Raw genomic sequence first — 13,614 nt, forward strand, 5'->3', positions numbered from 1 at the left:
ACATGGAGCAGTCTTGAGTACAGTCCTGATCGCCAACCCCAAAGGCGGGAGTGGCAAGACAACCTTGGCCACCAACCTCGCCGGTTACTTTGCCAGCCGTGGACGCCACGTGGTGCTGTCAGACATGGACAGACAACGTTCTGCCCTGCAATGGCTGGAACGACGCCCTTACAAACTGCCTCTCATCCATGGGCTGGATGGACGGGGTGAACATACAGGCAGCCTGAGTGCAGACTGGAATATCGTGGACTCACCAGCAGGCCTGCGGGGAGAAAAGTTAAGCAGTGCAGTCAAACATGCAGACTGGGTGATTGTGCCCATGCAGCCTTCCGCTTTTGACATGAGCGCCACCCGCGATTTTCTGCAGGTGTTGCGCGAGGAAAAATCCATACGCAAAGAACGTACTTTTGTCGCCATGGTCGGCATGCGGGTCGACAGTCGTACACGTGCCGCGTTTGCCCTGCAGGATTTTCTGGCTGAGTCAGGGTTTCCTGTGCTGGGCAATTTACGTAATGCGCAAATATATGCGCTAGCCGCTGAACAAGGCGCCAGCCTCTTTGATATTCGTCCATCGCAGGTAAGTAGGGACTTGCAGCAGTGGGCTCCGTTGCTGCATTGGCTCGTAAATGCAAGCAAGCGCACCAAAAAACTGGGGGCCGGTAATGCCAAATGAAATAGAACTCAAACTTCGCATCGCTCCCGCCGACATTCCTCGCTTGAGACGCCATCCGGCGATACGCAGGACTCTCAGCGGAAAAGCGCTTACACGCCGATTGATCAGCACTTACTATGATACTCAAGACTTGCAGTTGCTGGACAAGCGGCTGAGCCTGCGTGTGCGCCGCATGTCGGGCGGCTGGTTCCAGGCCGTCAAGGCAGCGGGTCACTCATCGGCCGGGTTGCACCAACGTCTGGAGTGGGAAGATATCATTGCAAAAGGCGAACCTGATTTCACCAAAATTGTCGATCCGGCGCTGACGCCAGTGTTTGATGACCCTGAATTACGCAAGGCCCTGCAACCTATTTTTACAACGGATATGCGGCGTACCGAATGGCAGTTGCAATACGAAGGCAGCCATATCGAACTATCGCTGGATGACGGTCTGCTGATTGCAGGCAACCACCAGCAACCATTGATAGAAATTGAACTGGAGCTCAAGCAAGGAGATATCAAGCATTTGTTTGAACTGGCACTGGCATTGCAGGACAATATACCGCTGACCATAGAAAATGCCAGCAAGGCGCAACGCGGTTATGCCTATTATCGCCAGTTTCCGAGCACCCCATCAAGAACCAGGCCTGCAGGTCTTGCCAAAGAAGACAACCAGCAGCAGGCGTTTGAAAAAATCGGCTGGGAATGCCTGCGCCACTTACAGGACAATCAGGATATTGTCGTGATTGGCACAGATCCTGAAGGCGTGCATCAAATGCGGACAGCCTTGCGCCGACTACGCATCGCACTCCGCCTGTTCCGGCTGGATGACGAATTCCTGGATGCAGAGCTGCGCTGGCTCAATGAACTGCTGGCCAGTGCACGCGATCTGGACGTATTACTGACAGAGTCATTGCCCAAGGCCAACCTGTCCCAGGCCAATGCTGCCGGACTCTACCAGCGCGCAAAAAGTGCACATAAACGTGCCTATGGCAAGTTGCGTGCTGGCCTGAATAGCCAGCGCTATCAGCGCTTGCTGCTGCAACTGGGCTTGACGGTGGCGAATGGCCCGACAGCTGGCAAGCATGCACTCGCCAGCACCGCCAGTAAAAAACTGGGAAAAATATGGCAGAAATTGCTCTTTCAAGGCAAGAAACTGCACACACTGGTCGATGATGAACGGCACCGCGTTCGAATCACTGCCCGTCGGTTGCGCTATGCAATTGATTTTTTCAGCCCGCTTTATCCTGGCAAAAAAACACAACGCCATGCCGTACAGTTTCGCCAAGCGCTGGGGGAATTACAGCAACTACTAGGCAAGCTCAATGATATCAGTGTGACACGCACCTTGGTCGGCAACCTGGCCAAACGTGCCCCTGAATTGCAGCCTGAGTTAACGGCCTACCTCAACTGGGCCAACAAACATGAAAAACGCAACAGGAAATCGTTGATCAGCGCATGGAAAACCCTCAAAGAGGCAAAAAATTTCTGGTAAGGATGCCCTGTCAGGGAAAATCCACTAAACTCGCAACCATTCACGGTAGCGAATGCCTGCCTGTTAATTTCAAGAGATTGCCATGAACCTGGAAAAAGTTGTTTTTGGATTTTTCATCGTATTAGCAATGACGCTGAATTTCGGCTTTTTTATTGGTGGTAGCGATAACCCTATCCACCACCATATATATGAGCTTTATGCCGCCATCGTGGTGAATCTGATTGCCACCGTGCTCAAGTTTGGCGATCGTACGCAGATTGGTGCCATCCATCTTTCCACCAGCCTGGTGGCGGACTTGCAGTTGATTGCAGCCGCTGTAGTCTGGGTTGCATTTGTCGGAAGCGACGAGGCCGGCACTACAGCGCGCGTAGTCTCCCTCAGCGGTGGTGCCTTGCTTGCCAATATCACCTCTGTCATCCTGCTGCTGGCAGAAACCATTACCCTGCGTCGCTGATGCTAGGCACCTAGCCATCCCGGCCTTGGCGGAATTCGCGATTGAATAATATATTTTTCCTGATCCTGCGACGCATGCGAGCGCCGCTGATCACGGTCATCGTCACGTATACCATCGCGATCATCGGGCTGACCCTGATGCCGGGACTGGACGACAAAGGCCAGCCCTGGCATATGAGCATTTTCGAGGCGCTCTATGTCGTCAGCTATACCGCCACCACCATTGGGTTTGGGGAGGTTCCTTACCCGTACAGCCCCACCCAGCGCCTGTGGATGACGTTCTCGATTTACCTGACAGTGATTCCCTGGTTCTATGCCATAGGGAAAATCATTTCACTATTCCAGGATCCTGCCCTAAAGCAGGCACTCACTACTGCCAGTTTTGCGCGCGCGGTCAACCACCTGCATGAGCCGTTCTATATTGTTTCTGGCTATGGCGAAACCGGTAGCCTGCTGGTCAAGGCACTGGATCACAAAGGTATACGCGTGGTGGTCACTGAAATGAACCAAGACAGGGTCAACGACCTCGAGCTTGAGGACTACCAGTTCGATATCCCCGCCCTATGTTCGGATGCTCAATTACCCGACACCCTGCTGAGGGCAGGGGTACGCCATCCCATGTGCAAGGGCATTGCAGCACTCACAGACAATGACCACGTCAACCTGGCTGTCGCTGTCGGAGCCAAATTGCTCAACCCCAACCTCACAGTACTGGCCAGGGCCGAAGATGATGAAGTGGCTGCCAATATGGCCTCATTCGGTACTGACCACATTCTCAACCCTTACCTGCTATTTGGCGACCAGTTGGGGATGGAAGTGCATGCTATTGGCACTTATTTATTGCACAAATGGCTAACGGGAGTACCCGGAGACACGCTGGTGCTGCCTAAGGTACCGCCCATAGGCAAGTGGATTGTCTGCGGGTATGGCCGATTTGGCAAAGCCGTTGTCGAAAACCTGGAGCGAGAACAGATCACGACGGTAGTCATTGAGGCTGACCCTGAACTCACTCACTGTGAAAACTGTATCGTAGGCAGCGGCACTGAAGCAGCAACCCTGATAGAGGCGGGAATTGAGGATGCAGTCGGCATCATCGCCGGTACCAATAACGACATCAATAACCTGTCCATTGTGATGACAGCACAAAAAATCAACCCTGACCTATTCGTGGTTGTCCGCAAGAACCGTCGTTTTAATGAACCCCTGTTTGAGCACTTCAACGCTGACATCTCGATGGACCCCAGCGACATCATTGCCCATGAATGCCTGGCCCGCATGATTACGCCCATGATGACGCACTTCCTGCAACTGGTACGCACACAGGACAACAACTGGGCCAACCAGCTCATCAGCCAACTGGTCGGCATTGTAGGGGAGAATGTGCCGGACGCCTGGGGGGTCACTGTGGATAACGAACATAGCCCTGCCGTTGCCAACCTGATTGCATGGGGCCTTCCGGTCACCCTGGATGCACTGACACGCGATCCAGGTAACCGGGTGCGAAAACTGCCGCTGGTGCCGCTGATGCTGGTACGCAGCGGGAAGTATGAGCTCCTGCCCAAACTGACTACGCAATTATATGTAGGTGATCGCCTGCTATTCTGTGGCAGCTCGTCTGGCAAGGCTGCGCAACCTATCGCCTTGAGCAATCACAAGACACTGACCTGGATCATCAATGGCCGGGAAATTGCCGATGGCTGGCTGTGGCGCTGGATGACAAGAAAAATCATGCGACTGCGCAGGCCAGGCAGACCTCAAGAAAAAACAAAATAGCAGCCCTCACGCACGGCCAGCCCTGGAGAGAAACATCTGCACCCAATACGCTGACCTCAACCATCAACGACCTTGCGCCGTAACGCCTTGACTTCGCCACGCTGACTTTTTCCATCCAGCCTGCGTCTCTGAGCACCTCGCGTAGGCTGGGTGGGCCTGCGTACCTTGGGCAATACCGCCACACTGGCCACCAGCTCATGTAAACGCCGCAATGCATCCTCACGATTGAGCTCCTGGCTGCGATGAACCTGGGCCTTGATGATCACCATTCCGTCTCTTGTAATACGATGGTCATGCAAACGCAACAAACGTGCTTTCACAGGTTCGGGCAAGGAGGAAGCCTTTACGTCAAAACGAAGATGTATGGCACTGGAAACTTTGTTGACGTTTTGCCCGCCCGCTCCTTGCGCGCGAACAGCACTCAATTCCACTTCATGTAAAGGGATTAACAAATCAAAATAATCCATCATGCTGCCAATCATAAAGAAAAAGGGCGGCCAATAGTATGATCAGCACCACCTTCCATCGTGCATTGCTTGATATCGGCAATACTGCTTTCGAGGTCTTCCTTATAATCCTCATCAAAAGCTTGCACACTCGCGCCCACCGCTTCACCCATAGCCACCATTAGGCAAGTCAGCAGACAGGGGTATTTGCCAGGTCGGTATATTTGCTGGGTGCACATTGCAGCCTGGCCTCCAGCACTAACGCCAACGGTAATGCTGATGGTTTATTTCTGGGTAGAACAAACAGTATATGACTGGCATTGGCGAGGGATTTTTCATCAGCCACCGCCGCAAGCTGCTTGAATTGCACGGCTATAAGATTCCTCTTGTTTTTAGCGGGTTAGGCCCTTGGTTTCATGCGCTGGCTGAAGCGGCAAAACTTGACCTGAACAGCCAAAAAAGCCAATATAGCGACTTCAAAACGGCCTCAAGCCATAACGACATTTCAAGCTTGATGCTGCATCAAGTTGATTATACCCAAGCGAATCATAAAAGTTTCCCGGAGAATCCTACATGGCATTGACCCCCGATATTGACCCTCAAGAAACCCAGGAATGGCTTGAAGCCATCTCATCGGTACTTGAGAACGAGGGAACCGAGCGAGCGCACTTCCTGCTGGAAACGCTGATCGACAAGGCTCGCCGCTCAGGTGCATATTTACCGTACAACGCAACCACGGCTTACGTAAACACCATTCCCGCGCACCTGCAGCCCAAGCATCCTGGCGACACTGCCATGGAACGCAAGATCCGCGCCCTGATCCGCTGGAACGCGATCATGACCGTGTTGCGCGCCAACGAGAAATCCCCCGGCGTCGGCGGCCATATCGCCAGCTTCCAGTCAGCCGCAACCCTGTATGACACCGGCTTCAACCACTTTTTCCGTGCCGCCAATGAAAACTTCGGCGGTGACCTGATTTACTTCCAGGGCCATTCCTCACCAGGCGTCTATGCACGCGCCTTCCTTGAAGGCAGATTGACCGAGGAGCAAATGTCCAATTTCCGTATTGAAACGGAAGGCAATGGACTTTCCTCTTACCCGCATCCTTGGCTGATGCCTGACTTCTGGCAGTTCCCCACCGTCTCCATGGGGCTTGGCCCATTGCAGGGCATTTACCAGGCTCGTTTCCTCAAGTATCTGCATGACCGTGGCATTGCCGACACCTCAGACCGCAAGGTCTGGGTGTTCTGTGGCGACGGCGAAATGGATGAGCCTGAGTCACTGGGCGCCATCTCACTGGCCGCCCGTGAAAAGCTGGACAACCTGATTTTTGTCATCAACTGTAACCTGCAGCGCCTGGATGGCCCGGTACGCGGCAACGGCAAGGTGATCCAGGAATTCGAGGCCGCATTCCGTGGCTCCGGCTGGAACGTACTGAAAGTATTGTGGGGCTCCTACTGGGACCCATTGCTGGCGATGGACAAGGACGGCTTGCTCAAAAAACGCATGGAAGAATGCGTGGACGGCGAATACCAGAACTTCAAGGCCAAGGGCGGCGCCTATACGCGCGAGCACTTCTTCGGCAAATATCCTGAACTGAAGGAAATGGTCGCAGCGATGTCCGATGAAGACATCTGGCGCCTGAACCGTGGCGGCCACGACCCGCACAAGGTTTATGCGGCCTATCACTCCGCGGTTAACCATAAGGGCCAGCCTACCGTGATCCTGGCCAAGACCGTCAAGGGTTATGGCATGGGCCAGGAAGGCGAAGGCCAGAACACCACCCACCAGCAAAAGAGCATGGGCGTGGAAACGCTGAAGGCCTTCCGTACCCGTTTTGACCTGCCGCTGACTGATGAACAGGTGGAAAACCTGTCGTTCTACCGTCCGGCAGATGACAGCCCGGAAATGCAGTACTTGAAATCCCGCCGTGAAGCGATGGGTGGCTTTGTGCCATCCCGCCGTCGCAAGGGCAATGAGCTGACCGTGCCAGAGCTTTCGGCTTTCGAGAATATGCTGGGCGCCACCGGTGAGCGTGAAATCTCCACCACCATGGCATTCGTGCGTATCCTCTCCACCCTGCTGCGGGACAAGCAGATCGGCAAGTATGTCGTACCTATCGTGCCTGACGAAGCCAGAACTTTCGGCATGGAAGGCATGTTCCGCCAGCTCGGCATCTACTCTTCCGTCGGCCAGCTCTACGAACCGCAGGATGCCGACCAGGTAATGTTCTACAAGGAATCCAAGGACGGCCAGATCCTGGAGGAAGGCATCAACGAGGCTGGCTCGTTCTCGTCATGGATTGCTGCTGCCACCTCCTACAGCGTGAGCGGCGTGCAGATGGTCCCGTTCTATATCTTCTACTCCATGTTCGGCTTCCAGCGTATCGGCGACCTGGCCTGGGCGGCGGGCGATTCACGCGCACGCGGCTTCCTGCTTGGCGCTACCGCTGGCCGCACCACACTGAACGGTGAAGGCTTGCAGCACGAAGACGGCCACAGCCACCTGATGTCGGCTACCATCCCCAACTGTATTTCCTATGACCCGACCTTCGCCTACGAGCTGGCCGTGATCATCCAGGAAGGCCTGCGCCGCATGGTGCAGAACCAGGAGGATGTGTACTACTACATCACCCTGATGAACGAAAACTACACCCACCCCGCACTGCCCAAGGGCGTCGAGGAGGGCATACTCAAGGGTCTCTACCAATTCAGCAAATCCAAGGCCAAGGGCGCCAAGGTGCAACTGCTGGGTAGCGGCGTGATCCTGCGCGAAGTGATTGCGGCAGGCGAGCTGCTGGAAAAAGACTGGGGCGTTGCTGCCGACATCTGGAGCGTGACCAGCTTTACCGAGCTGCGCCGTGAAGGCCTGGACGTTGAGCGCTGGAACCTGCTCAACCCGGAAAAGGCACAGAAGGAAAGCTATGTCGCCAAGAGCCTGAAAAAGGCAGAAGGCCCTGTGATCGCATCTACCGACTACATGAAATCCTTTGCCGACCAGATCCGCAGCTTTATTCCACAGCGCTACATCACCCTGGGCACGGATGGCTATGGCCGTTCCGACTCGCGCGAAGCCCTGCGCAGCTTCTTCGAGGTTGACCGCTACCACGTGGTAGTCGCGGCGCTGAAAGCCTTGGCCGACGAAGGCAAACTGCCAGCAGCCAAGGCCGCTGAAGCTATCAAGAAATATAAACTCAACGCGAACAAGCCCAACCCGACTACGGTTTAACTTGATGCATTAAGCACATGCACAACAACCCCGGCTGCAAGGCATGAGGCTGTTGTGCATGATGATCTTGAAAAGATGAATTTTAAGGAACACAAGCATGGCAATTAAAGAGGTACTCGTTCCCGACATCGGTAATTTTGACAGCGTTGATGTCATCGAAGTCCTGGTCAAGGCCGGCGACACTATCGCCAAGGATGACTCCCTGATCACCCTGGAATCCGACAAGGCGTCCATGGATATCCCTGCGCCTTTCGCCGGGACAGTCAAGGAAGTCAAGATCAAGGTCGGTGACAAGGCGGCCCAAGGTGGACTGATCCTGCTTCTGGATGCGGAAGAAGGCAGCAGTGCTGCTACTGCGCAACCAGCAGCTGAAGAAAAACCTGCGCCAGCCCCAGTGGCACAAGCAGCGCCTGCAGCCGCCGTGCCTGAGCCTACTCGTCCGGCACCAGAACCACCGCAAACCATACAACCGCAAGCCACGCCCAACCCGATTGCCGCGCATGTAGAAACGGCTCCGGGCAAGCAGGCACATGCCAGCCCATCGGTACGCAAGTTTGCGCGCGAACTGGGCGTGAACCTCTCGCTGGTCAACGCCAGCGGCCCAAAGAACCGCATCCTGCAAAGCGACGTACAGGCATTCGTCAAGGGTGAACTGAACAAGCCACGCGGCGGCGGTGTAGCCTCCGCCGGCGGCATTGCCGTGATACAGGCGCCGGTGATTGACTTCAGCCAATTCGGCGGCACCGAGACCAAGCCGCTTTCCCGCATCAAGAAACTGTCCGGCGCCAACCTGCACCGCAACTGGGTCACTGCCCCGCATGTTACCCAGTTTGACGAGGCAGACATTACCGACCTCGAAGACTTCCGCAAGTCCATGCAGGCCGATGCCGAAAAACGCGGCGTCAAGCTGACCATGCTCGCCTTCCTGATCAAGGCCTCGGTCAATGCCTTGCGCACCTACCCGAACTTCAATGCTTCACTGTCGCCCGATGGCGAGAACCTGATTCTCAAGCAATACTTCAACGTCGGCTTTGCCTGCGACACGCCCGATGGCCTGGTGGTGCCGGTCATCCGCGACGTCAACCGCAAGGACGTATTGGAAATCGCCGCAGAGCTAGGCGAACTCTCGGCAAAGGCACGTGAACGCAAGCTCAAGGTCGAGGAAATGCAGGGCGGCTGCTTCACCATCTCCAGCCTGGGCGGCATAGGCGGCACTGCATTCACGCCTATCATCAATTGCCCAGAAGTCGCCATCCTCGGTGTTTCCCGCTCCAGCATACAGCCGGTGTTCAACAGCAAGACCAAGGAATTCGAGCCGCGCCTGATCCTGCCGCTTTCCCTGTCTTACGATCACCGCGTCATCGACGGTGCCGACGGCGCACGCTTTACCAGCCACCTGCGCATGATGCTGTCTGACGTACGCCGTTTGTTGCTGTAAGAGTTGAGGGATAGAAATGAGCAAAATTACTGAAGTACTGGTACCCGATATCGGCAACTTCGATAGCGTCGACGTCATCGAAGTGCTGGTCAAGGCTGGCGACACCATTGCCAAGGAAGACTCACTGATCACCCTGGAGTCCGACAAGGCGTCTATGGACATCCCTTCCTCTCACGCGGGCGTGGTGAAAGAAGTCAAGGTCAAAGTGGGCGACAAAGTTGCCAAGGGCGCACTCATCCTGCTGCTGGAAGAAGCCGCAGACGAAACTGCTGACCCTGCATCTGCAGCCCAGTCACAACCACAAGCAAGTCCTGCCGAAACAGCACCTGCTGCAGTTGCACCGACGCCTGCCCCAGCAACAGCTATAGGCGATGCTGACATCAACACCGAAGTCGTCGTGCTGGGCTCCGGCCCCGGCGGCTATACAGCTGCCTTCCGTGCCGCAGACCTCGGCAAGCAGGTTGTGCTGATCGAGCGCTATTCCACGCTGGGCGGCGTCTGCCTCAACGTAGGCTGCATCCCGTCCAAGGCATTGCTGCATACCGCCAAGGTCATCACCGAGGCTGAGGAAACCAGCCATCATGGCGTCAGCTTCGGCAAGCCCAAGATCAACCTGGATGAACTGCGCGACTGGAAAACCAACGACGTTGTCAACAAACTGACCGGCGGGCTGGCTCAAATGGCCAAGCAGCGCGGTGTGACCGTGGTGCAGGGCGTAGGCAAGTTCACCAGCCCCAACCAGATTGACGTCACTGCCGCAGACGGCAAGGTCACTGCTGTCGGCTTTCAGAATGCGATCATCGCGGCTGGCTCGCAAGCCACCAAGTTTCCTGGCGCGCCCGAAGACGAACGCATCATGGACTCCACCGGCGCGCTGGCGCTGGCTGACATTCCCAAGCGCCTGCTCGTTATCGGCGGCGGTATCATCGGCCTGGAAATGGGTACCGTGTATGATGCATTAGGCAGCAAGGTCAGCGTGGTCGAGTTCATGGATGGCCTCATCCCGGGTGCGGACCGCGACCTGATCCGCCCCTTGCACAAACGCATGGAAAAGCGCTTTGAAAGCATCATGCTATCCACCAAGGTTGCGAAAATTGAAGCCAAGAAAGACGGCATTCATGTCAGCTTTGAAGGTGAAAACGCACCCAAGGAAACACAGGTCTATGATCGTGTGCTGGTCTCCATCGGCCGCCGCCCGAATGGCAAGAACATAGGCGCTGAAAACGCAGGCGTTGCCGTGGATGATCGCGGCTTTATCGCTGTGGACAAGCAGATGCGCACCAACGTGCCGCATATCTTCGCTATCGGCGATATTGTTGGCCAGCCTATGTTGGCGCACAAAGCCACGCATGAAGCCAAGGTAGCAGCCGAAGTCATTGCCGGGCACAAGGTTGAGTTCCAGGCATTGGCGATTCCGTCCGTAGCCTATACCGACCCTGAAGTGGCTTGGGCAGGTGTCACGGAAACGGAAGCCAAAGCCCAAGGCCTCAACATCGAGAAAGCCTCCTTCCCGTGGGCTGCCAGCGGACGCGCGCTTTCCATCGCCCGCTCCGAAGGCAGTACCAAACTAATTTTCGACAAGGAAACCCATCGCGTCATTGGAGCCGGTATTGTCGGCACCAATGCAGGTGAGTTGTTGGCAGAGGCAGTATTGGCGATCGAAATGGGCGCTGATGCTCATGACCTGGGGCTGACTATTCATGCCCATCCCACACTCTCGGAAACCATTTGCTTTGCCGCCGAGATGAAAGAAGGCACGATCACTGACTTGTATATCAAGAAAAGATAGCAATCCCACCCCTGGAAGAATCCCGCGCAATGCGGGATTTTTTTTGCTAAAGGATAAGCATCATAAAATTGAAGGAACGTTGCCTGCCAGAGTCCGATAGAAGCTCATGTACCGCTTGTTCACAGAATAATACTGTTTAATATGAAACAGCACTCTGTTGCATATCTAGCAATCTCCTTGACTCAACTTGCTTGCCATCAGCTAAGCCATTGTATTAACAGCAACACAATATCAGGTACGTTATTTGCTGTTAATGCCGGGTATCTCGCCACCTAGGGTGGCCATGTTTTAGGAGCAAGCATGAAACACATCAATACCTGGGATCTTCCCTTGCGCATTTTTCACTGGTCGCTGGTCGCGCTTTTCACCACTGCAATTATTACGGTCAAGATAGGCGGCAACGCTCTGGAGTGGCATGTCATTTCAGGGTTGGCTTTGCTCGCGCTATTGATTTTTCGTGTGCTGTGGGGATTTGCCGGCGGCACTTACGCCAAGTTTTCCAACTTTATCCGTGGTCCGCGGGCGATTGTTGGCTACCTCAAAGGCACTGGCGACAAGACCATAGGCCATAACCCGCTGGGCGGCTGGTCGGTTGTCGCCATGTTGCTACTGCTGCTGGCCCAGGCCATTACCGGCCTGTTTGCCAATGACGATATTTTTACCGAGGGGCCGCTTTATTCGCTGATTGACAAGGATACAAGCGATTACCTGACTTATTTGCATACGGTGAACCAGTATGTGCTCTATGGCCTGATAGGGTTGCATATCGCAGCAATCCTCTACTACCGCCTGTTCAAGCATGAAAACCTGGTAAAGGCCATGATCACCGGGCGCAAGCAGGTGCCTCAATCCCTCCCTGACACCCATGCCAGCCAGGGGGGGCATGTAATATTGGGCTCGGTTCTGCTGGCAGCAAGCGCAGGCATCGTCTGGTTTATTGCCACACATTGGGCATAAAGGCTTTTGGCAATGCAGCTGGTTACTTTTAAAATTACATATCCATACATTTTAACCCTCAAATAACTCATGATCTCCAGGCTAGTTCTCGTACTCACCCTGCTTTGCCAACTGCCTTCGGCCTATGCCGACGCTCAGCCAACCAATGAGCGCCAGTACACTTTTTCATGGCAGTTCCAGGACGAGTCCAGCCTCTCCCCCCGTGGCGGCACTACAACAGGGACGTCAGTCAAGCTAGTCACCGAACCCAGCGCAGAATGGAAAGCCTTGCAGGAGCCCGGCCTGAGCAGTTTTGAGCGGGACAGGCGTGCCATCCTGGCTATGGCAGGCGAGTACCGCGCTACGTTTGATTTCATAGAAACTGCCGGCTTCGTCACCGCATACAAGCCAAACCGCCCTTACCGTAGCTGGGGTACGGAAAAAGTCTATCTGGTGGAAGACAAGGGAACATCCATCGTGCTGCAACACCTGTTAGTCATGTCTTTTGTCGGTGAAAATGGCAAGGTCGAAGGCCCGTTCGTCACCAAGCACTGGCGCCAGGACTGGCAGTATGAAGCTCCTGAGCAGTTGGTCTTCCGCGGCAACAACACCTGGCAACGCGTCAAGGTGCCGGCAGACCGGCAAAGCGGATTCTGGCGGCAAACTGTTTACCAGGTCGATGACAGTCCCCGCTATTCCGGCGTGGCAAAATGGCAGCATTTGGGCAATTACTCCAGCTGGAGCGATGAAGACGGCTGGCGCCCGCTACCGCGCCGGGAATACAGCATTCGCGGCGATTATGATGTATTGATAGGAAATAACCGCCACATCATCACACCGACTGGCTGGGTGCATGAACAACAGAACCTCAAGGTCAAACTGGACAAGACTGGTGAAATAGCGGCCAGCAACCCAGCACTCGCCCGTGAATCCGGTTTTAACCGTTATGAGCGCATACAGGATTTCGATTGGAGCGAAGGCGACCGCTATATCCAGGCAAGCAAACCGGTGTGGGATGCGGTACGCGACAAATGGCAACGACTGATCGCCAGCAATGAGTTCCTGCGTTTGCGCGGCTCCCCTGACAAGGACAATCTATTTATTCCGCTATACCAGTATGCCCAGGAGGTAGCGGAGTCAAAGACACCTGTGCCCGCTGCCGAAATCAGCAAGAAAGTAGACGCCGCCGTGCAGGATTATCTCGCTCGCGATGGCAAAAACCGCTGAATATACTTTTGCTATCGCAACATCAGCTGTTCATGGATTGCTGAATAAGCAACCGCACCGACTGCAACATAAAACAAAAACTATTACCTATCAAAAAGTTACCTCATTATCCGGCCTGGCATGCAGCTTGCTGTTCAATCTAATGGCATGCCTATCCCTGATGCTAGGCAATGCTAT

General features: G+C 54.9%; 12 protein-coding genes. 10 read left to right on the forward strand and 2 right to left on the reverse strand.

Annotated elements, in window-relative coordinates:
• Positions 1 to 13: 13 nt before the first annotated feature.
• From LG200_RS08950 to LG200_RS08965, 4 genes are all read left to right on the forward strand, one after another.
• Positions 14 to 673 (forward strand): ParA family protein, encoded by a 660-nt coding sequence (locus LG200_RS08950; protein WP_226757213.1) that lies wholly within the window; start codon positions 14 to 16, stop codon positions 671 to 673.
• Entirely contained in the window at positions 663 to 2,147 is a 1,485-nt protein-coding gene (locus LG200_RS08955) for a CYTH and CHAD domain-containing protein (protein ID WP_226757214.1), read from the forward strand. The genes LG200_RS08950 and LG200_RS08955 overlap by 11 nt, the downstream gene beginning before the upstream one ends.
• Before the next feature lie 82 nt (positions 2,148 to 2,229).
• Positions 2,230 to 2,601, forward strand: coding sequence for a DUF6394 family protein (locus LG200_RS08960; protein WP_226757215.1), 372 nt, complete (start codon positions 2,230 to 2,232; stop codon positions 2,599 to 2,601).
• Between the two features lie 74 nt (positions 2,602 to 2,675).
• Positions 2,676 to 4,373 (forward strand): potassium channel family protein, encoded by a 1,698-nt coding sequence (locus tag LG200_RS08965; RefSeq protein ID WP_226757338.1) that lies wholly within the window; start codon positions 2,676 to 2,678, stop codon positions 4,371 to 4,373.
• Positions 4,374 to 4,429: 56 nt separating this feature from the next.
• On the opposite strand, the gene arfB is transcribed toward LG200_RS08965, so the two are convergent.
• Both arfB and LG200_RS08975 read right to left on the reverse strand, forming a co-directional pair.
• The gene (gene arfB / locus LG200_RS08970; RefSeq protein WP_226757216.1) at positions 4,430 to 4,843 is read right to left on the reverse strand and encodes an alternative ribosome rescue aminoacyl-tRNA hydrolase ArfB; all 414 of its coding nucleotides are present in this window, start codon (positions 4,841 to 4,843) and stop codon (positions 4,430 to 4,432) included.
• Positions 4,844 to 4,851: 8 nt separating this feature from the next.
• Positions 4,852 to 4,992: a hypothetical protein gene (locus LG200_RS08975; protein WP_226757217.1), complete on the reverse strand. Its 141-nt coding sequence runs from the start codon at positions 4,990 to 4,992 to the stop codon at positions 4,852 to 4,854.
• A 137-nt stretch (positions 4,993 to 5,129) separates the two neighbouring features.
• Between LG200_RS08975 and LG200_RS08980 the strand changes: the two genes are divergently transcribed.
• The 6 genes from LG200_RS08980 to LG200_RS09005 all read left to right on the forward strand — a co-directional run bounded on the left by LG200_RS08980 (position 5,130) and on the right by LG200_RS09005 (position 13,437).
• Complete coding sequence (locus LG200_RS08980) at positions 5,130 to 5,402, forward strand: hypothetical protein (RefSeq protein WP_226757218.1); 273 nt, start codon at positions 5,130 to 5,132, stop codon at positions 5,400 to 5,402.
• A complete protein-coding gene (gene aceE / locus LG200_RS08985) occupies positions 5,393 to 8,047 on the forward strand; it encodes a pyruvate dehydrogenase (acetyl-transferring), homodimeric type (RefSeq protein ID WP_226757219.1) in 2,655 nt (884 codons plus the stop codon). Before LG200_RS08980 ends, aceE begins: the two co-directional genes overlap by 10 nt.
• 97 nt (positions 8,048 to 8,144) lie before the next feature.
• Entirely contained in the window at positions 8,145 to 9,485 is a 1,341-nt protein-coding gene (gene aceF, locus LG200_RS08990) for a dihydrolipoyllysine-residue acetyltransferase (protein WP_226757220.1), read from the forward strand.
• A gap of 16 nt (positions 9,486 to 9,501) precedes the next feature.
• Complete coding sequence (lpdA, locus tag LG200_RS08995; protein ID WP_226757221.1) at positions 9,502 to 11,274, forward strand: dihydrolipoyl dehydrogenase; 1,773 nt, start codon at positions 9,502 to 9,504, stop codon at positions 11,272 to 11,274.
• Positions 11,275 to 11,574: 300 nt separating this feature from the next.
• A complete protein-coding gene (locus LG200_RS09000; RefSeq protein WP_226757222.1) occupies positions 11,575 to 12,231 on the forward strand; it encodes a cytochrome b/b6 domain-containing protein in 657 nt (218 codons plus the stop codon).
• Between the two features lie 69 nt (positions 12,232 to 12,300).
• Entirely contained in the window at positions 12,301 to 13,437 is a 1,137-nt protein-coding gene (locus LG200_RS09005; RefSeq protein WP_226757223.1) for a DUF6607 family protein, read from the forward strand.
• The last annotated feature ends 177 nt before the right edge of the window (positions 13,438 to 13,614 follow it).

The organism is Methylobacillus caricis (assembly GCF_020532705.1).
GTDB lineage: Bacteria > Pseudomonadota > Gammaproteobacteria > Burkholderiales > Methylophilaceae > Methylobacillus > Methylobacillus caricis.